The sequence below is a fragment of the Flavobacterium galactosidilyticum genome (genome assembly GCF_020911945.1).
Taxonomy (GTDB): domain Bacteria; phylum Bacteroidota; class Bacteroidia; order Flavobacteriales; family Flavobacteriaceae; genus Flavobacterium; species Flavobacterium galactosidilyticum.
Genome location: NZ_CP087135.1, coordinates 3,144,467 through 3,165,769, shown reverse-complemented (window position 1 = coordinate 3,165,769; position 21,303 = coordinate 3,144,467). Strand labels below are relative to the sequence as shown.

15 protein-coding genes are annotated in these 21,303 nt (G+C 32.8%); 5 read left to right on the top strand and 10 right to left on the bottom strand.

Annotation, left to right across the window (positions count from 1 at the left end; translation table 11 throughout):
* Positions 1 to 60: 60 nt before the first annotated feature.
* The 7 genes from LNP27_RS13630 to LNP27_RS13600 form a co-directional block, all read right to left on the bottom strand.
* Positions 61 to 723, bottom strand: a complete 663-nt coding sequence (locus LNP27_RS13630; RefSeq protein WP_229942193.1) for a thiamine diphosphokinase — start codon at positions 721 to 723, stop codon at positions 61 to 63.
* A gap of 289 nt (positions 724 to 1,012) precedes the next feature.
* Positions 1,013 to 1,834, bottom strand: coding sequence for a DUF4249 domain-containing protein (locus LNP27_RS13625; protein WP_229942192.1), 822 nt, complete (start codon positions 1,832 to 1,834; stop codon positions 1,013 to 1,015).
* A 41-nt stretch (positions 1,835 to 1,875) separates the two neighbouring features.
* Positions 1,876 to 4,257 carry a TonB-dependent receptor gene (locus LNP27_RS13620; protein ID WP_229942191.1) on the bottom strand — a complete coding sequence of 794 codons (2,382 nt, stop codon included), beginning with the start codon at positions 4,255 to 4,257 and terminating at the stop codon, positions 1,876 to 1,878.
* A gap of 133 nt (positions 4,258 to 4,390) precedes the next feature.
* Positions 4,391 to 6,613: an NADP-dependent isocitrate dehydrogenase gene (locus LNP27_RS13615; protein WP_229942190.1), complete on the bottom strand. Its 2,223-nt coding sequence runs from the start codon at positions 6,611 to 6,613 to the stop codon at positions 4,391 to 4,393.
* 281 nt (positions 6,614 to 6,894) lie between these two features.
* Complete coding sequence (gene rplS, locus LNP27_RS13610; RefSeq protein WP_229942189.1) at positions 6,895 to 7,245, bottom strand: 50S ribosomal protein L19; 351 nt, start codon at positions 7,243 to 7,245, stop codon at positions 6,895 to 6,897.
* Positions 7,246 to 7,499: 254 nt separating this feature from the next.
* Positions 7,500 to 8,174 carry a tRNA (guanosine(37)-N1)-methyltransferase TrmD gene (trmD, locus tag LNP27_RS13605; RefSeq protein ID WP_229942188.1) on the bottom strand — a complete coding sequence of 225 codons (675 nt, stop codon included), beginning with the start codon at positions 8,172 to 8,174 and terminating at the stop codon, positions 7,500 to 7,502.
* 183 nt (positions 8,175 to 8,357) lie between these two features.
* A complete protein-coding gene (locus tag LNP27_RS13600) occupies positions 8,358 to 10,874 on the bottom strand; it encodes a M14 family zinc carboxypeptidase (protein ID WP_229942187.1) in 2,517 nt (838 codons plus the stop codon).
* 396 nt (positions 10,875 to 11,270) lie between these two features.
* On the opposite strand from LNP27_RS13600, the gene LNP27_RS13595 reads away from it, so the two are divergent.
* Positions 11,271 to 12,203 carry a peptidylprolyl isomerase gene (locus tag LNP27_RS13595; protein WP_229942186.1) on the top strand — a complete coding sequence of 311 codons (933 nt, stop codon included), beginning with the start codon at positions 11,271 to 11,273 and terminating at the stop codon, positions 12,201 to 12,203.
* A 227-nt stretch (positions 12,204 to 12,430) separates the two neighbouring features.
* On the opposite strand, the gene LNP27_RS13590 is transcribed toward LNP27_RS13595, so the two are convergent.
* The 3 genes from LNP27_RS13590 to LNP27_RS13580 all read right to left on the bottom strand — a co-directional run bounded on the left by LNP27_RS13590 (position 12,431) and on the right by LNP27_RS13580 (position 15,523).
* Positions 12,431 to 13,336: a DUF6268 family outer membrane beta-barrel protein gene (locus tag LNP27_RS13590; protein WP_229942185.1), complete on the bottom strand. Its 906-nt coding sequence runs from the start codon at positions 13,334 to 13,336 to the stop codon at positions 12,431 to 12,433.
* Positions 13,337 to 13,462: 126 nt separating this feature from the next.
* Positions 13,463 to 14,581, bottom strand: a complete 1,119-nt coding sequence (locus LNP27_RS13585; RefSeq protein ID WP_229942184.1) for a GTP cyclohydrolase — start codon at positions 14,579 to 14,581, stop codon at positions 13,463 to 13,465.
* A 60-nt stretch (positions 14,582 to 14,641) separates the two neighbouring features.
* Positions 14,642 to 15,523, bottom strand: a complete 882-nt coding sequence (locus LNP27_RS13580; RefSeq protein WP_229942183.1) for a transporter — start codon at positions 15,521 to 15,523, stop codon at positions 14,642 to 14,644.
* Between the two features lie 120 nt (positions 15,524 to 15,643).
* Here LNP27_RS13580 and LNP27_RS13575 point away from each other — a divergent pair, with 120 nt between their 5' ends.
* From LNP27_RS13575 to LNP27_RS13560, 4 genes are all read left to right on the top strand, one after another.
* Positions 15,644 to 15,925: a DUF4834 family protein gene (locus tag LNP27_RS13575; RefSeq protein WP_229942182.1), complete on the top strand. Its 282-nt coding sequence runs from the start codon at positions 15,644 to 15,646 to the stop codon at positions 15,923 to 15,925.
* A 48-nt stretch (positions 15,926 to 15,973) separates the two neighbouring features.
* On the top strand, positions 15,974 to 18,385 hold the full coding sequence (locus LNP27_RS13570) for a YfhO family protein (protein ID WP_229942181.1): 2,412 nt from the start codon (positions 15,974 to 15,976) through the stop codon (positions 18,383 to 18,385).
* 104 nt (positions 18,386 to 18,489) lie between these two features.
* Positions 18,490 to 19,782, top strand: coding sequence for a glycosyltransferase family 4 protein (locus tag LNP27_RS13565; RefSeq protein ID WP_229942180.1), 1,293 nt, complete (start codon positions 18,490 to 18,492; stop codon positions 19,780 to 19,782).
* Between the two features lie 27 nt (positions 19,783 to 19,809).
* Positions 19,810 to 21,273, top strand: coding sequence for a lipopolysaccharide biosynthesis protein (locus LNP27_RS13560; RefSeq protein WP_229942179.1), 1,464 nt, complete (start codon positions 19,810 to 19,812; stop codon positions 21,271 to 21,273).
* Positions 21,274 to 21,303: the final 30 nt, after the last annotated feature.

Here is a 21,303-nt window from a genome sequence, read left to right as displayed (position 1 = left end):
GCAAAGATAGGTATTCTCTTTTTATCAATATAGAAGATAATTTTAATTAGGATTTCAATACTAATCCATACATTCCATCATCAATAAATCACCTTTGTCGTGTTGAATTTTTACTATGCCATCTTTAGTAACTCGGTTACTACTACCGGTTCTATAACCTATAGTTAAGGAGTCATCTTGTAATGGATAAAACAAATTTTCAGAATGTATTCCTGTAACTTGACCGACAGGAATTAACGAAATAGGAGTATTTGCGGTGTACCATTTTTCAAATTTTTTAGGTAATAAAAAAATTTTAGAATGGTCATCGAGAATAACAATTTTTAATGTCTCGCGGTATCTTGTTATGTTCGTAATATTAGTAATAGTGTGATCAGCTCTTTTTCCTGTAGCCCAAACAACATTTACAGCTGGGATTTTCCTATCTATTAAATAATCAAATGCCTTTTCTAAATCTGTTTTGTTTTGATCCGGTGTATGAATTATTTCAATAGGATATTGTGACGTTTGATATTGTTCTGGATTAAATCCACGATCAAAATCTCCTAAGAGAACATCAACTTTTATGTCTAATTCCATTACTCTTTCCATCGCAGAGTCTAATACAATAACTAAAGGAGACCATTCTAATAATTGTCCTAACAGTTCAGGATGGCATGCAGCACCATTAGCAATGATTAAAGCAGGTTCTTGGTCGTCGGGTACGATATGGTGTGAGGACATTGAGATTTTAGATTTTAGAATTTTGATTTCAGATTTCAGATTTCAGATTTTCTAGATAAGAAATAAATATTTTTTGATTTGTAGATTGTAAAGTTAGGTAAAAAAATAGCAACTGAAAACCAATACGCCTAGCCCGGATTGCAATGAAAAGCTTCTCGCAGTGAAAAAGTATTTTTTCTTGTTCTTCCAAAGCGACCAGAGCAAGCTCTTGCAAGGACAATAGATAAAAACTTTTTTGGCAAGAGAACTTGAAATGGAAATCCGGATTTGCTCCTTAAACTTACACTGATTATTGTATAGTGTAATTTTTCACATCGACTTCGCTTAACGAGAAATAGCCCAATGGGAAATCAGCAGTATTTGTAGTGTTGATAATATTTCCTTTTACGGTAGCTGGTGGCGACTGAAAAGGGCTTCCGCCGCTGTTGCTTGAAATAGTAACTAAAATATTCATATAATTGTAGTACGGTTTTGAAATGCCGTAATGGGTAACTTCAATTTTATCGCCTATTTTTAATTCATCATTTTGGGAAATACTAAAAAATTTATTTCCGTTGAAAAATTCATCGTAATCCACATAAAAATTTGATTTTATTTGGTTGGAATATGCGTATTTATAAAGGTAATAATTGGTTTCGTTTGCAGGATCCATGTAAAATGTTTTGATTTCAATCTGGTCTCCAGTAAAGCCGCCTTTATCGTTCTGAATGATTTCTGTTATAGGAGGAACTGGTTTAAGGGTCTCTGTTGCTGTGTAAGTAGCCCCTTTGCTAATAACGGTCAATGTATACGTTTCATCTAAAACTGGAATAAAATTATTGCAAATATATTCACCCTTAACAGCAGATTCTACGAAGTTAAACACTACATTATTGCTATTTTTAATTGTAACGGTTGCTTGAGAAACTCGTGGGATTTCCGTGCTGTAAAAACCAGTAGTTGTCGTTAAAGTCACTTTTTGTTGTTTGCCAGATGTTCCTTTTTTCCAATTGATAGCTGCAGTAACAACTAGTTTAGGTGGAGCAGTATTCAAATCTAAGGCAATTACATCTTCGCAGCTACTTGATATAATAGCCAAAAAAAGTACTATGTATAATGTTAATTTTTTCATGATATTTATTTTTTTGTTCACCCTTTTTAGAGCTACTGTACTTAAAGTTTGAAGTTATAACTAACTGCTGGAACTATTCCGAAAATAGAAGTTTTTATGGCTTCGTTATTTCCAGAATCTGCATTTTGTCTGAAATTGATAGAAGCGGCATTTTTGCGATTGTACAAGTTGTAAATGCTAAAAACCCATTCACCTTTCCATTTTCTACTCGCATTTTTTGTTGGTGTTAGCGTTGCAGAAATATCTAAGTGATGATAGGCTGGAAGTCTATTTTCATTTCGCAATCCATAACTAGGAACTGCAATACCTAGGTATTCGTACCTGCCATTTGGAAAAGTAGCTGGTTGACCAGTTTGCAGGGCAAAATTTGCTCCAAAAGACCATTTTTCATTAAGATTATAAGCACTTGTAATAGCGAGATTGTGCGTTTTGTCATAAACTGAATTGTACCAAGCGCCATTGTTAATTCCTGTCTCAGCAGCTGTTCTTCCAGGAGTTTGTTGTTCGGATTTTGATAGTGTATAGGAAATCCAACCATTTAATCGACCTTCATTTTTCTTGAACATTAGTTCTAATCCGTAAGAGCGTAATTGACCATTTAATACGACTTGCTCAATTGCTTTATTTGCAATTAAATTTGCTCCGTCAATATAATCCAATCTGTTTTTTACTTTCTTATAGTAGGTTTCAACTTCCAATGAATAATCACCGTCTTTAAAGTTTCTGAAATAACCCAGGGCCACTTGGTCAGCGATTTGTGGTTTTATAAAATTGTCACTAGGCGTCCAGATATCAAGTGGAGTAGGTGATGACGTATTTGAAATCAACTGTAAATACTGAACCATTCTGTTATAACTCGTTTTTATTGATTGATCATCATTGAGTTGGTACGCAAAAGAAAAACGAGGTTCGAAGTTGTTATAGGATTTTATAGCTTTGTTTTTTTCGTAGTATTTTGTTCCTATTGGAGTTGCTTTTTCATAAATCTGTAAATCAGGATTAAAAGTTACCGGATTGTTATTTTCATAAATATTTACAGTTGATTGCCCCAAACGGTAGAATAAACTGTAACGCAGACCGTAGGAAACTGATATTTTATCAGAAATTTCGTGATCAGCATTTAGATATAATGCGGGTTCAAATGCGTATTTCTTATCTAATTGATCAAAGTTGATTCCTGAATTTTCGTTAGAGGGCTTTATAGTTCCTGGATTGAATTGGTAATAAATTCCATTTGCACCATAGTTTAATTTGAATTTATCGGAAATGTAATTTTTGAAATCGTACTTGATATTGTAGTTTTTTATACCAGAATCCCATTTGAAACCAACAAAATCTAAATCCAATCCGTAATAATAATCGCTGTAAATCAGCGATAAATTCGAGAACAATTTATCAGAGAATAAGTGATTCCATCGCAAGTTTAAAGTAGAATTTCCATAAATATTAGTAAAGCTTTTGTTTAACGAAAATACATCTCTACCAAAATAACTGGATAAATATAAATTGTTGTTAGGATTTAATTTATAACTTAATTTAGTGTTTAAGTCATAAAAATATGCAGCGTTATTTTTTTGTTTTTCAGACAGTTTTAAGAATAAATGGGCGTAGGAACTTCTACCTCCTATTAAGAAAGAGCCTCTATCTTTAACTATTGGTCCTTCGGCCAGAATTCTACTCGATATTAATCCTATTCCTCCATTGACATGAAAACCTTTACTGCTCCCATCTTTTTGGTAAATGTCCAAAACAGAAGAAGCTCTTCCTCCGTAGCGTGCTGGAATTCCCCCTTTGTACAACTTTAAATCTTTGATAGCATCTGGATTAAATACCGAGAAGAAACCGAAAACATGAGAAGAATTAAAAATAGTAGCTTCGTCTAGTAATATTAAATTTTGATCCGCGCCACCACCGCGTACATTAAAACCAGAAGCACCTTCGCCAGCATTAGTAACTCCAGGAAGTAGCAAAAGTGATTTTATAATATCAACTTCACCTAGAACAACGGGCATTTTTTTTATAGCAGAAATAGAGAGTTTGTTAACACTCATTTCTGGTTTCTTGATGTCTATTTTTGTGTTGTTTCCGCTTACAATAACTTCTTTAAGGGCAGTTTCGTTACTGTAAAGGTTGAAGTTTTTCTTGCTATTTGTATTCAAACTAATTGCTTCTTCTACCGTAATATATCCCAAAGAAGAAACTTGAATAGTATGCATTCCTTGAGGCACTGTTATCGAATAAAAGCCATATTCGTTAGTTGTAACTCCTGTTTTTAATTGTGGAATAATGATGTTTACGCCTATTAAGGTTTCATTAGTATTCGCATCCATAATAGTTCCACTAATAGTGAATTTCTCTTGGGCGAAAGCAGTTGTAGCAAATAAAATTATAACAAAAAGTAGTACGTGTTTCTTTATAAACATTTCTTGGATTTTGAGTGGCAAATTACAATAAAAATAGCGTTATTTTTTGTTTAACAATTGTTAATGTATGCTTGTATTGTAAAAAAAAAGACAACCGTTTCCAGTTGCCTTTTGTATCATTCTAAAAATAGATTTATGCTATTTTAGCTAAAATGCTATTAAATGTTTCGCTAGGACGCATTGCTTGGCTTACTAACTCAGGAGTTAGTTGGTAATAACCACCAAGTGCTTGAGGTTTTCCTTGTGCTGCAATTAATTCGGCATTGATTTTAGCTTCGTTAGTTTCAAATGCTGCTGCGATAGGCGTAAAGGTTGCTTTTAATTCTGCATCATTTTTTTGAGCAGCAAGCGCTTCAGCCCAATACATTGCTAAATAGAAATGAGAACCACGGTTGTCGATTTGTCCTAATTTTCTAGCTGGAGATTTATCATTTTTCAAGAAAGCATCATTTGCTTGATCTAACGTTTCAGATAAAACGATCGCTTTTGAATTGTTCAAAGATTGTCCTAAATGTTCTAAAGAAGCTCCTAATGCTAAGAATTCTCCAAGAGAATCCCAACGTAAGTATCCTTCTTGAGTAAATTGCTCAACGTGTTTTGGAGCTGATCCACCTGCACCAGTTTCAAATAATCCACCACCATTCATCAACGGAACGATAGATAACATTTTTGCTGAAGTTCCTAATTCTAAAATAGGGAATAAATCGGTAAGATAATCACGCAATACATTTCCAGTTACAGAAATAGTGTCTAATCCAGCTTTTGTTCTTTCTAATGTGAAATTAGTAGCTTCAATAGGATTTAAGATTCTGATGTCTAAACCAGTTGTATCGTAATCTTTTAAGTATGTTTTTACTTTTTCAATAATTTGACGGTCATGTGCTCTATTTTCGTCTAACCAGAAAATGGCTGGAGTACTAGATAAACGCGCTCTGTTGACAGCAAGTTTTACCCAGTCTTGAATAGGAGCATCTTTAGCCTGACACATTCTGAAAATGTCTTTTGCTTCTACTGCTTGTTCCATTAAAACAGTTCCATTTGTATCCACTACGCGAACAATTCCGTTTGCAGTCATTTGGAAAGTTTTATCATGAGAACCATATTCTTCAGCTTTTTGTGCCATCAAGCCTACGTTTGGAACACTTCCCATTGTTGTTGGGTCAAAAGCGCCATTCTTTTTACAGAAATCAATTGTAGCTTCATATACACCAGCATAACAGCGATCTGGAATAATAGCAATAGTATCTTCTAATTTGCCTTCTTTGTTGTACATTTTTCCTGAAGTACGAATCATAGCTGGCATCGAAGCATCTACAATAACATCCGAAGGAACATGAAGGTTTGTAATTCCTTTATCAGAATTAACCATGGCTAAGGCAGGTCCGTTTTCAATTGCTTGATTGATGGCAGCTTCTACTTCAGCTTGTTTTGCATTACCTGCTATTTTTGCATAAACATCACCTAAACCATTTCTGGTATCAATGTTTAATTCGTCAAATAAGGCAGCGTATTTTTCGAAAACAGCTGCAAAGTAAACTTCTACAATAGCGGAGAAAATAATAGGATCAGATATTTTCATCATCGTCGCTTTCAAGTGTACAGAAAGCAATATGTTTTCTTTTTTAGCTTTTTCAATTGCTTTAGCGACAAAAGTTTTTAAAGCATTTAAATGCATTACCGAGCTATCGATAATTTCTCCTTTTTTTAATGGAGTACTTGCTTTTAAAACAGTAGTTGTTCCATCTTCAGCAATAAATTCGATTTTTACATCAGTAGCTTCTGCAGTAGTTAATGATATTTCACTTCCGTAAAAATCACCATTTTCCATTGAAGCAACTTCAGTTTTAGAATCAGCTGACCAAGCACCCATAGAGTGTGGGTTTACTTTAGCATAGTTTTTTACTGCTTTTGGAGCTCTACGGTCTGAGTTTCCTTCACGTAAAACTGGGTTTACGGCAGAACCTAAAACTTTAGAATATTTAGCTTTAATTTCTTTTTCTGCATCATTTTGAGGATCTTCAGGGAAATTTGGGATTTTATAACCATGAGCTTGTAATTCAGCAATGGCTCCTTTTAGTTGAGGAACTGAGGCCGAAACATTTGGTAACTTAATGATATTTGCTTCTGGCGAAGTAGCTAGTTTACCAAGTTCGGCTAAGGAATCTTTTACTTTTTGGTCAGCATCCAAAAAATCTGAGAAGTTTGATAAAATTCTTGCCGCTAATGAAATGTCTTCGGTTTCTATTTCGATTCCTGCTGTAGCGGTAAATGCTTGTACAATTGGTAAAAAAGAATAAGTCGCTAACAAAGGCGCCTCATCAGTCAAGGTGTAAACAATCTTTGATTTTTGTGTCATTTTTTTTATTTTATAATCGTATCCTTAATAATTAGGATGTGAAATGTATATTTTGCCTAAAATTTGGCGAAGCAAATATATGAAAATCAGACTGAAATTAGCTTAAGTTTCATGCAGAAATATGGGAATTATGAGATTATTATGTTGGTAGTTGTAAAATGATTTTTTCTTATTTTTTGGAGATAAAATAAGTTTTTTTTGGTTTTATTTTAAAGATGGGCAAAAAAAAATCCCAAACCTGATGGTTCAGGATGGGATTTTTATGGTAAAGAGATAGTAAACTATCTTCTTTTGTCTTTAATCTTAGCTTTTTTACCGGTAAGTTCTCTGAAATAGAAAATTCTAGCTCTACGAACTGCACCTTTTTTGTTGATTTCAACTTTTTGTAAAGCAGGCAAGTTTACTGGGAAGATACGCTCAACTCCAATTGCACCTGACATTTTACGAATTGTAAAAGTTTCTGTATTAGCAGAACCTCTTCTTTGAATAACAACTCCTTTAAAAAACTGTGTTCTAGTTTTTTCACCCTCTCTAATTTCGTAGTAAACAGTGATAGTGTCTCCAGCTGCAAAAACTGGGAAATCTTTTTTTGCTACTAATTCGTCTTGAACGAATTTCATTAAATCTGCCATGATATCTTTAATTATGGTTTTATCAAATCAACATTCGCGGATCTCGCCAGAGGTTGATCTAAATTTGGGTGCAAATATAGAACTATTGTTTTAATTTACAAGGTTTATTTTTTAGTATTCACCTATGGTTTTTTTAAATATATGTGGGTTCACAAATTTAAAAATAGAAACTAAAAATATCGTCTTATAGCTGTCACTGAAACTGTTATTAAAAACAAATTAAAACTTAACACTAAATACTCCCCACTTTTAAATTACTCTAATAAATCAGGTCTTCTGTTTTTAGTATGTTCGTATGCTGTGTCTTCACGCCATTTGTCTATTTTGGCAAAATTCCCACTGGTCAAAACTTCTGGAACTTTCCATCCTTTATAATCAGCTGGTCTTGTATATATAGGTCCAGACAATAATCCATCTTGAAAACTATCTGTCAATGCTGATGTTTCATCACTCAAAACTCCTGGAATTAATCGGATTAAGGCATCTGATAATACTAATGCACCTAATTCTCCACCAGATAAAACGTAGTCTCCTATAGAAATTTCCTTAGTAATAAAATGATCTCGCACACGCTGATCTACTCCTTTATAATGTCCGCAAAGAATAATGATATTCTCATGCATTGACATTGTATTTGCCATTTTCTGATTTAGTGTTTCCCCATCAGGCGACATATATATGATTTCGTCATAATCTCTTTCGCTTTTCAAATGCGAAATACAATCATCAATAGGTTGTACTGTCATTACCATTCCAGCGCCACCACCGTAAGGATAATCATCGACACTCTTTTGTTTGTTAGTCGTGTAATCACGTAAATTATGGAAATGAACTTCTACTAATCCTTTATCGATAGCACGTTTCATAATAGAAGCCTCAAATGGACTTCGTAATAATTCTGGTAAAAGTGTAACAATATCAATGCGCATAATTTATTTGTAAGTTTTGAGAGGTCAAAGGTACAATGTTTTTATCGTCAGTTTTTATCGTTTTATTAATCAATCAATTTTGTAAGTATGAAAAAGTCCTGCAAGTATTTATGAAGCAGGAATTTTTTTTGATTTTTAAAAAGTTTTATAAGAACTGATTACTTTAAATAGTAACAAGATTAGTTACATTAAATTACTGAAAAATATAGCGTTCCATAATAATTTTTCTGTACCAAGCCAGAATGCTCTGAAATTAGTGTTGTCCGTAAAAACAATAATTTTTCCATCCCCTTTTTTTATCGATTGAAAAGGTACGCTTTCTTTTAATAATTCTAAATTTTGCTTGGAAACATATCCACTGATCAATGGATTTTTCGTGTATTGGATAGGGTTATTGAAGCTGTTTTTGTTTGGCTCTATAATTATCGATGTATTTCTAAAAATAGGCATTGTATTTCTAGGCATACCAAAATTAATAGGATGTGACAAATCTAATTTAGTTTCAAATATTGCTCCGGAAATAAGTTGCGCACCTCTATAATCATAAGCTTGTTCGAAAGAAACTTTTTTAGCTTCACTTTTTACTGTTTTAAAAGTTAAGTCTATAAACTTCGCGTCATTTAACCATTTTATAGCATCTTGATAAGCAATAAGAGTTCCTCCATTTTGTGTCCATTGTTCAATTTTAGAAACTACTTTGGCAGAGATTCCAGAATAATTTCCATTGGGAAGAATTAAAGTAGTATATCTATTAAGATCGCTGTTTTGCAACTGATCTATATTTAACTTAGTCAAAGGCATTGCGGCTTTTTGATCAAATAAGTGCCAAATTTCTCCTGCGTCAGATGCATCTACACCTTGTCCTACTATCATCGCCACTTTTGGTTGAGAAAGAGTTATAAAATTTGGATTTCCTAAATTAATACCTTCCGTGAATCCTGTCTCTACTGCAGCGATTTCGATCGAGTAATCTGTAATTATTGTATTTAAATAGTTGAATATCGCATCAGAATCTATTTGTTGGTTTTGAACGGGAATGAAAAGACTTCCATACGAATAGGTTTTACCAGCAGAGATAAAAGGCTGTTTAGTCGTTCTAACTCGTAAGTTTTTAGAAAAAATTAGGTTTAAAAGTTTAGGAGACTCGTAATCTGTCCATTCGATTAAGTAGCCAATATCACTTTTTTTAGTAACTAATCCATTTTTTTTAAGCGGCTCATACTTTTCGCCTGCTTGAGCAAGAGAATTTATTCCTTCAAAATTCAAATTGAAAGCTAGGTCAAAACTCCAAGTAGAAATATCATAAAACAAACTGTCTTTAAACTTAGTTTCTCTATCAAAAATCGCATTGATTAGCTTTGTGTTTTTTTGCTCTACAGGAATAATATAGCTTACGTTTTTATCAAATTTCTTCTTATTAAATGTTATATCTTCTTTCAATTTCAGCATTTCAATTTTGTGCTGATCTAATATTTTTGCTAACTCATTTACCCTAGTTGCATCCTTTTCGTCACCAAAGATATAAGCCTTTGTTTTACTTTTTTTGCTATCACTTTTTGCTTTTACGTAAAAATCTCTTTGATATTCTAATAGTTCTTTGCGCATTTCATAAGAGGCTTTTATAGAAGATAAGCTGGTTGTGAACTGGTTTCTAATTGTAAAAGGGAAAGTTAAAATTCCGTTAGCGCTTTCCTGTGCGTGACCTCTTGAGCTCGCTTGCTCAAACAAAATTCCTATTGACCCGTTAATATCAGGATAGGAGGAGCCTTTTCCATAATAAAAATCATCGTAATTTTTCTCTATAAAATACGAACTCCCTATTTTGTCTAATGCTCTAGCATGATAACCAGCAATTTTGTGCGTTAGAATTTGATTTAATTCTGGGGTCAACGGATTGGTTCGACTTGGTTCTCCCGGCTGGAAAAAGTAAGTTGAGTTGGTTCCCATTTCATGAAAATCGCATAATAAATTGGGTTGCCATTTTCTAAAGGATCTAATTCTTGCTTGACTTTCTGGAAGTTGTACAGGTAGCCAATCTCTATTCATATCAAACCAATAATGATTAAATCGTCCACGAGGCCACATTTCGTTAAACTCTCTATCGTTAGGATCAGTTACTAAATTTGTACTTTTATTGCTATTAACCCAAGTAGAAAAACGTTGCAATCCGTCAGGATTAAAACAAGGATCTAATAATATGATTGTTTTTTCTAATGTTTTTTCAAGTTCTGGACTTTCTGAGGCGGCTAAATAATAAGCTAACGCAATGGCTGCGCCTGTTCCGCTAGATTCATTTCCATGAATGGAATAGCCTAAATATACAACAATAGGCATATCAGAAACGTCCTTGTTATTAGCTCCAGCGTCTGTGACTGCTTGATGTCTTTTAAGAATTTCGTCTAGGTTTGCTAAATTTTTTGGACTCGAAATCGTTAATAACTGTAGTGGTTTGTTTTCGTAAGTATAGCCGGTAGTTTCAATAAAAATTCTGTTAGAAGCCTTTGCTACTTCATTCATGTAATGTGCCACTTGCGTATGATCGGTGTGCATTTCACCTAATTCAAAATGGAATATACTTTTGGGTGTAGGTATGTTTTTGTTGTAAGTGTCATTCTCTGGTAAATAATATTCTAAGGTTGGCTTTTGCTGTGCATTAACAATTCCGCAAAATAAAAGGCAGATAAGTAGAAAATGTTTCATGTAATCTTGGTTTGTTAGTTTTTGATTGTGAAATGTTTTGTGGCACTAAAGTAATTAAGTTTTTGCAATATTGAAATAATTATTAAAAATGTTCGATTATGGTTTTTGTTAAGTTGCTTTTTTAATCAATTCTCTATTTTTTGGAGTATTAATTTCATAAAATTGTTGAAAAGATTCGTAAGTAGAATTCTATATGAGTATTAAGAACATTAACGCGGTTAACGTTTAATATGACTTATAAATTAGAATCAAAAAAAACGATAAAACTGTTTTTTTTATAATTGTTGTAATCTCCTATTGCTTTCTTCTAGATAGGAGAATTAGTCGTAAAAGTTAACTATTGGTAATTCTATAATTAAATTCGTAAATTTGCATTTCAATAAAAATTATACAGAAATGGAAAATGGAATATATGCTAAATTCAACACCACAAAAGGGGCTGTTTTAGTAAAATTGACACATGATTTGACTCCTGGAACAGTAGGGAATTTCGTAGGATTAGCTGAAGGAAAATTAGAGAATAAAGTAAAACCACAAGGAGTTAAATTTTACGATGGATTAAAATTTCATAGAGTAATTCCTGATTTTATGATTCAAGGTGGTTGTCCACAAGGAACAGGAACTGGAGATCCAGGTTATAAATTTGATGATGAATTTCACCCAAGTTTAAAACACAATCGTCCAGGAGTTTTAGCAATGGCTAACTCAGGACCTGGAACAAACGGTTCACAGTTTTATATCACTCATATTCCAACGGATTGGTTAGATAACAAACATACTGTTTTTGGTCATGTTGTTGAAGGGCAAGATGTTGTTGATGCTGTTGATCAGGGAGATGCTTTAGAGTCAATTGAAATCGTGAGAGTAGGTGAAGAAGCTGAAAACTGGAATGCAATTGAAGCTTTTATCACTTTCAAAGGAGCGCGTAACAAACGTGATATCGCTTTGAAAGCAGAAGCAGAAGCGGCAATGGAAAAATTAGCTGCTGGTTTTGAGAAAACAGAAAGTGGTTTGCGTTACCAATTCATTCAAAGGGGTGAAGGTAAACAAGCGGAAAACGGTAAAACGGTTTCAGTTCACTATGAAGGATCATTAGAAAACGGTAAAGTTTTTGATTCTTCTTATCCAAGAAAAAAACCAATCGATTTCAGATTAGGTCAAGGTCAAGTTATTGAAGGATGGGACGAAGGTATTGCTTTGCTGAAAGTAGGTGATAAAGCACGTTTTGTAATTCCATCACATTTAGGATACGGATCTCGTGGAGCTGGAGGAGCAATTCCGCCAAACGCTACTTTGATTTTTGATGTTGAATTAATGGACGTTAAATAAGGAACGAGGTTTTGAAGTACGGGATACAACGAAGTTGAATGTTGAGGTTACAAAGCTCAATTTTCAATCTAAAATGATCTTGTAAGTTTATGTTTGAATTATACCCCCAAAAAGTGATAAGCTTTTTGGGGGTATTTTTATGGGATTACAATACACTTATTTTACGTAGAAAGTATTTTAATAAGTAAAAGTATCAATATCCATAACTGGTAAACCCTTATCTTCTTTTACTTCGAAGGAATGTTGAAACGGTATATCGCTTCAAATCTAAAGAACGCACTACTATTCATTTTTTCGTTAAGTTTCGTTCTATCGTCTCCAATTTTAAATGGTGTTATATTTAAATCAAATTTGTCGTCTACAGCGTAAACATCATATCTATTTGTCGCCAGACCAGCTTTTAAACGAAGAAGTAAGTTTTTAGTTAATGAATTGTTTTCAATATATGATGAAAACTCTAAAGTGCTATTTTCTACGTACGTCTTAAGTATATTTTCATCATGAAATTTAAAGGCTTCAGAACTCCCTTTATAATCAATCCCTACTTTAGTGCTACTTGAAATACCATAATTCACATCAAGAATTCCAGGCATTAATGCAGTAATTTCAAAATCAGAATTTGGAATTTTATAATACATACCTAGTAATGCAGTAATAAAATATCCTGAAGCTTCCGTTCCTGTATAAACTCCAAATTTATAATTTAAGCTTTTGTTTTTCTTATAGGTCAAGATCGCTATTCCGCCCATATAAACATCATCAAAACTCAATTTTTTATAGTCTGATGATATCACAGGAAGTAATGCATACGATCCCGTCCATTTATCCGAATGCTCTGTATTGACACCCAATTTTAAGCGAGTATAATACAAGTCACTGAACTCAGCATTAGGTAATAATTGAAGATTTTTAATATTAAAATCAAACCCAGTGATGATCGCTGTTTTAGGATTTAAAACTATGGGCAAAAGCACTTTTGAGTCAAAAATAGAAACTGTAGTTTTTTCAGGACTGTTTCTGAATTTTGTTTCACCTGATTTGGCATAACTTACGTTGATCAAATCCACATATTCTTGTGAATTACTTAGCACTGGAAAAATCAAAAGGAAGAAAATCAGTGCTTTTTTTATCATTTGATAAATGTAAACTTTTTTAGTGAAGAAAAATGATTTTTTATTACTAAGTACTGTTTTATAAATCAATAGCGCTATTTACAGCTTTGTTTTTTAAATTGTTATAAAGCACAAAGAGTACTTCATTTATAGGTCTTTTCTATAAGTACATCTTCTTTTGTGAACAACGGTATTAAAATGTTTCCATAAGTTGATACTTGCAGCATTATCCGCTAGTTCGGGAGTTCTAAAACAATTTACGATTCCTTTTTCCTTGAAAGTTTCATAATATTCTTTGAAAATAACAGCTGTTACTGCTTTGTTCTGATACTCGGGAAGTACACCAATTAGATAGAAAATCACATCTTTACTGTGCTTTTTTGCCTTAAGTAAATGTAGGAAACCAAACGGGAATAATTTCCCATTTGCTTTTTGTAATGCTTCTGTGAAAGATGGCATAACAATGCTAAACGCAACAATATTATGATCTTTATCTTCCACGAATTTTATAAATTCTGGATTGATAAAACTGATGTATTTTTTCTTGAAATATTCTTTCTGAGAATCAGAAATGGCCACAAATGAGGATAATGATGCGTAAGATGCGTTGAATAAATCAAACATTTTATCCACGTGAGGCATTACTTCTGCTGTTGTTTTAAAATTGAGTGGATTTAAAGAATATCTTCTTTTAACCAAGTCATTTGCTTTTTCAAAAAACTCCGGTTTTACGTTTGAAAAAGGGAATTTACTTTCGATATATTCTTTTTCTTTAACATAACCCAACTCTTCGAAATGGTTTGCATAATAGGGATTATTATACCACGTAATCATATTTCCTATCTCCTCAAATCCTTCCGTCAAAACGCCTACTTTGTCTAGATTAGAGAAACCAATTGGACCTTCTACATACTCTAAATTGTGTTTACGTCCCAGTTCATATACTTTTTCTAGTAATGCCTTTGTTACTTCGATATCATCAATTACATCAAACCACCCGAAACGAACTTTCTTTTTTTGCTGATCGTTTACTTCGCTCCAATTTATTATGGCAGTAATTCTACCAACTATTTCGTTATTTCTTTTAGCAACATAAAAATAAGCTTCGGCAGTTTCAAAAGCGGGATTTTTTTCCTTATCAAAACCTTCTAGCTCGTCAGTAATTAGCGGTGGAACCCAGTTTTTATTATTTTTATATAGCTTAAATGGAAATTTTATATATTCTTTTAATTCGCTTTTTGTTTTCGCTTCTTGTATTGTAATCATACTATTGTTTGAAATTCTATGTTTATTTTTTTTATGTTTTGCGCTTTTTTTATGTTCGCTTTATTTTATCTTCATTCTCACCTCTTTGTAATTTGCATCATAGCGCCAAGAGAAACCTATGCCTCCATAAAGCATCGAAGGAGTGTTTTTTAAACTGTTACTAATTGAAGCATCAATTTGCATGTCTTTGTTTAATAAAAAAGCAGCTCCACCTCTAATAATTGCATCGCTATAAAAATCACTTTTGAAACCTTGATTTTCAATAAATCCAGACCATTTATCGTTAAAACCTCTCGTTAAAGTTAGTACATAACCATAACTTGGAAAATCAGTACCTATGTAATCACCAATGATGTTTGTTACAAAAACCCATTTACCATCGCCTAAATGGTTTTGTGTAATCAACATCACTTTTGGTGATATTTCTCCTTTTGGCGAAAAATAATAGGGATTGTTAGACATAGTAAGATTAGCACCTGCAAATACAGAAACGGCAGGTATTAATTGGTGCCAGTCAAAAGCTCGATTGGCTTTCCAACTGTAAAGATTAACTTTTTTCTCGTAATTTTTGAAAGGATCGAATATCAAATATTTAGCTCCAAAAACGGTCTTTTTTAATCCTGATTGTTGGTCCATTACAAAGTTTTCCAGGTGTTGTTGATTTTGGTACTGCAAATCAGCAATTAATTCTAATTGCTCAAAAAATAATCCCCAGCGTAGCATCACATCTAGCCCTAGTCCCTTATTTTCATAATTTAGTAACTCGTGTTTTTCTTTAATTCCGTAAATGCCGGTCTCCATTTGAAATACGGATTTTCCAACTGCAAAAGCAGACATTGTTTCTCCAGGTCTGTTGGAGTTTATTTGATCCGTATGTTGTCCATAATGCCACATTGGAATTAAGAAAATAGCTGCAAGAAGTGTAGTTTTGATTATAGACATATCATTTTTGGGTTAAAAAGTAATAACGCTTTTCAAATGTACTATATTTTATTATTTATTTAAGAATGATAACTTACTTTTGACCGTTTGATTTCTTAATTTTGAAAAAAAAATATATTTATGCAAACAGCTTCATTTACTGGTTTTATAAAAGCAATTTTTTACATGATTGCTTTCTACTATATTTTCCGCTTTTTAGCAAAATTGTTTTTGCCTTTACTAGTTAAGAAAGTAGTGGAAAAAGCAGGCCAAAATATGCAACAGCAACATCAAAAACAACAACAAAATACTTGGCAAAAATCACAAACCAAAGAAGAAGTGATATACAATACTGCAAATGCCAAGAATCCACGCGAAACCAAAAAAGTTGGGGATTATGTTGATTACGAAGAAATAGATTAAGTTTGCGTTTTTAACAAGCTTTTTACTTTAATCCAAACTTTTTTTAAATTGAAAAAACTTAATAAGTTCTACCCGCACGCACTTGCCATTTTTGGTTTTGTACTTGTTTCAGTGATCTATTTTTACCCTGTATTGCAAGGAAAACAAATTTCACAATCAGATATTGTGCAATACACAGGAATGGCTAAAGAACAAAATGACTTTAGAGCAACGGATAATGTAGAGCCTTTTTGGACAAATTCTGCGTTCGGTGGAATGCCTACTTATCAATTAGGTGCTAAATATCCTCATGATTATATAGGAGCGATTGATGATGTTTTGCGTTTTTTACCGCGTCCTGCAGATTATTTATTTTTATATTTCCTTGGGTTTTATGGCTTAATGCTGGTTCTAAAAATAGATCCATTAAAAGCTTTTTTCGGTGCATTAGCCTTTGGGTTATCTACCTATATGATTATAATTTTGGGTGTTGGGCATAATGCTAAAGCGCATGCTATTGCCTATATGCCAATGGTTATTGCTGGATTTATTTTGGTTTTTCGAAAAAAATATATTCTCGGTGGACTGATAACACTTTTTGCGACAGCATTAGAAATCAGTGCCAATCACTTCCAAATGACGTATTATTTACTGATTTTCTTATTGATACTTTGCGCTTATTTCATCTATCAGCAAGTTAAAGAAAAGGATTACAAAGCGATGCTTTATTCTTTTGGAACTTTAGCAATTGCAGGGTTTTTTGCCATTGGTGCCAATGCTACAAATTTATTAGCAACAACAGAATATGCTGATTTCAGTATTCGTGGTAAAAGTGAATTGACTTTCAATCCAAATGGCTCTAAGAATGAAACTACGAGTGCCATGAGTAGAGACTACATCACGGAATATAGTTATGGGATTATGGAAAGTTTCAATTTGATTGCGCCAAGAATTTTTGGTGGATCTAACAATGAAGCCGTGGGTAAGGACAGTCATATGTTCGAATTCATGATTAGTCAAGGAGTTCCTGAAGCACAAGCAACTGATTTTGTTTCAGGAATGCCAACCTATTGGGGTGATCAACCTATTGTAGCTGCGCCAGCTTATATTGGAGCTGTAGTTTTCTTTTTGGCAGTTTTGGCTTTATTTATTGATAAACGTAAAATAAAATATGTATTCCTTGCGGGGTCATTAGTTGCTTTAGTTCTTTCTTGGGGAAAAAATTTTCCTCTAGTAACTAACTTTTTTATAGATTACATTCCGTTATATGATAAGTTTAGAGCAGTTTCTTCGATACAAGTTGTCTTGGAGTTATGTTTTCCTGTTTTGGCAATTATGGGATTACAATCTTTCTTTCAATTGGATAAAAAATCACAATTGAAAGCACTTTATGAAACTGCTATTCTAGGTTTAGGAATTATTATAATCTTGTTCCTTAGCAAAAGTATGTTTAGTTTTTCTGGTGGTAATGACGCTGCTTACAGAGAAAGTTATGGGCCTGCATTTGTTGATGCGTTGAAGCTAGATAGAATGAGTTTGTATAGTGCTGACTTATTGCGTTCCGCTTTCTTTATGCTAATTACAGCTGGAGTTCTGTGGTTTGCAATGAAAGATAAATTAGCGCAGAAAACAGCGATTATTATTGTTGGTGTAATCATGGTTTCCGACTTGTTTTTTGTAGATAAAAATTATGTTTCCGCTAAGGATTTTGTGAGAGGAAGTGAAGTTACAATGCCGTTTCAAGAAACACCATCTGACGAACAAATTTTGAGAGATACCTCAAATTATAGAGTTTTTGAAGTGGGAGATATAATGGGAGCAAGAGCTTCTTATTTTCATAAATCTATTGGAGGTTATAGTGCCGTTCGTCCTAGAAGAATGCAGCAATTGATCGATTACCAAATTGTAAAAAGCAATATTGAAGTATTAAGCATGCTTAATGTGAAATATGTTATTCAAAGAGATAAAGAAGGGAAAGAGTTTCCAACTACAAACCCAGATGCTAACGGAAATGCTTGGTTTGTGAGTCAAGTGAAATTAGTAACAACTCCTGACGAAGAGATGAAAGCGTTGGACAGTTTAGATTCTAAAAATGTAGCAATTGTCAATGAGAAAGAGTTTATAATTAGCGTTAAGGCTTTCGCCAAAGACAGTTCGGCAACAATTACTTTGGATTCTTACAAACCCAACCATTTAATTTATAAGTCAAATAATGCGAATGAAGGTTTAGCTGTTTTCTCTGAAATGTATTATAAGAATGGATGGAATGCATACATCGACGGGAAAAAATCAGATCATATAAGAGTAGATTATGTTTTGAGAGGATTGCAAATTCCAGCAGGAAAACATACAATAGAATTCAAATTTGAACCACAAGTTATAAAAACAGGAAGTACTATTACTTTGGTCAGTGGTTTCGGGATCTTATTACTTTTAATTGGAGGAGTCTATTTTGAAAGGAAAAAACAGGTTAAGATTTAAGATTGTTGGTTAACGATTGCAGATTTTTAATTTTTTAAATTTGCATTCAAAATTCGTTAATCTTCAATCAGCAATCATTTATTATATTAATAGAAAATGTACTTTTGGAAAATAAAAAAATCCTTGTTATAACCTATTATTGGCCACCTGCGGGAGGACCTGGCGTGCAACGATGGTTAAAATTCGTTAAATACCTACCAGATTTCGGAATTCAGCCAATAGTTTATATTCCTGAAAATCCTACGTATCCTATTGTTGATGAAAATCTGGTAAATGAAGTTTCAGATAAGGCAATGATTCTACGAAATAAAATATTTGAGCCCTATCAATTAGCTTCATTTCTTTCGAAAAATAAAACTAAGAAAATCAGCTCAGGAATTATTCCTAATAAAAAGAAACAGTCCTTTTTAGATAAAACCTTTCTTTGGATTCGAGGAAATCTTTTTATTCCAGATGCACGTGTGTTTTGGGTAAAACCTTCTGTTTCCTATTTAGAAAAGTATATTGTAGAAAATAATATTGATACAATCATTACTTCGGGACCGCCACATAGTTTGCATCTTATTGGATTAGAATTAAAACAAAAATTAGATTTAAAATGGTTTGCTGATTTCCGTGATCCTTGGACTACAATTGGGTATCATAAATCATTACGTTTGTCGAATTTTGCTGCCAAGAAGCATAAAACTTTAGAGCATAAGGTTTTGAATTGCGCTGATACAATTATTGTAACTAGCAAAACTACTAAAACCGAATTTGAAGCCATTACAACTAAGCCTATCAGTGTTATAACAAATGGTTACGATTCCGAGCAAGTGGAGAAACAAACTTTGGATACCAAATTCAGTTTGGCTCACATTGGCTCTTTTTTATCCGAAAGGAATCCGTTGATTTTATGGGAAAGTTTAACTGAATTAATTCAAGAAATTCCTGATTTCAAATCCCATTTAGAAATTAAATTAATAGGAGCGGTTAGTCAAGAAGTTTTAGAAACCATAAGCCAATTTGGATTAAATCCGTATTTGAATAATTTGGGCTACGTTTCACATAAAGTCGCCATTGCTCATCAAAGAAAATCTCAGGTTTTGTTGCTTATCGAGATTAATTCAGAAGATACTAAAAGTATAATTCCTGGTAAATTATTTGAATATATGGTCTCTAATAGGCCTATAATCGCCATTGGACCTCAAGATTCTGATTTTGCAGAAATAATAACTAGTACTAATACTGGTGTGTTCCTTAGGTATTCGGAAAAAATGAAATTAAAAAGTGTAATTTTGGACTTTTATAATCAATTTTTAGAAGGAAAATTACAGTCAAATGGAGTGGGTTTACAAAAATATTCCCGTAAAAGTTTAACCAAAGAACTGGCTCAATTGATTCATGCTAATTTCTAACATTCAACCTATAACTGCTAACCTTTCATGGGAATCGTATTAAATCAATCTTTAAAGAATACAATAATTACTTATTTGGGTTTTGGTATTGGAGCTATAAACACGCTGTATTTATATCCTATTCTTTTGGGTGCTACCTTTTACGGTTTAACGAATTATATTACTTCTTGCGCCAATGTTATTATGCCATTGTTTGCTATTGGCATGCAAAACACATTGGTCAAATTCTACTCGCAGTACGAAACAGTAGATGAGAAATCTCGGTTTTTATCTTTTACGGTGTTGTTTCCCTTAGTTGTAATAATTCCGATGTTACTTATCGCATTATTTTTCTATGATGAAATTTTATTTTTTCTCTCGAAGAAGAATGAGATCGTTAAAAGTTACGTTTGGTTGATTCCATTTATCGGTTTATGCATGGCTTATTTCGAAATTTTTTACGCTTGGGCAAGAGTACATATGCATTCTGTTTTCGGTAATTTTATCAAGGAAGTTGGTTTGAGAATGTTTTCACTAATACTATTGATAGGTGTTTATTTCGAATGGTTGAGCGTAGAAGGATTTGTATATGGAACTGCAGCATTGTATTTTTTGGCTTTTATCGTAACTATGTTTTATGCTTTTAAGATTCAGAAACCCACGTTTCAACTTGCAATGCCAAAAAACACCAGAGATATACTTACTTATACTTTTTATATAATTTTATCAGGAAGTGTGGCAAATTTACTTCTAGATGGAGACAAAATTATGCTCAATCAGTATATGATTATCGATAACATTGCCTTTTATTCGATTGCTACTTTTATAGCCTTAGTGATTTCGGTTCCTAGTCGTGCGATGCATCAAATTGTATATCCCATTACTGCAAAATTAATGCATGATAATAAATTTAAGGAGCTTGATAGTCTGTATAAGAAAACCTCTATTAACCTACAAGTTGTAGGTGGTTATGTGATGTTAGGAATTTTTGTCAATATTAATCAACTTTATGAAATGGTACCTGAGGAATACAGCGGAGGAATCTTAGTTGTTTTTATGATCGGAATTTCAAAATATTTCGACTTGATTTTAGGGAATAATAATGCCATTATTTTTAATACTAAATACTACAGAGCAGTACTGTTTCTTGGTGTTCTTTTAGTTGCAGTAGCGATCGGTTTGAATATGATTTTTATTCCACGTTATGGTATTATGGGCTGTGCTTTTGCGACATTATTATCGATTACCTTATATAGCGTAGCTAAATTACTTTTTGTGGTTAAACGACTGCATTTGTTCCCTTTTACAGTGCAAACTATCTATTCTCTTGGGATCACATTTATATTATTCTTAGTCTTTTACTTCTGGGAATTTCCCTTTAATCCAATAATTTCAATGGGATTAAAATCAATTTTAGTTACCATTATGTATGTTTACATTAATTACAAATTCGCTATTTCTCCTGAAATCAATCAAGCTATAGATGTAGTTTTGAAAAAAGTTAGAAAATAATTTTTCTAAATCATCTAGCCGAAATATCAC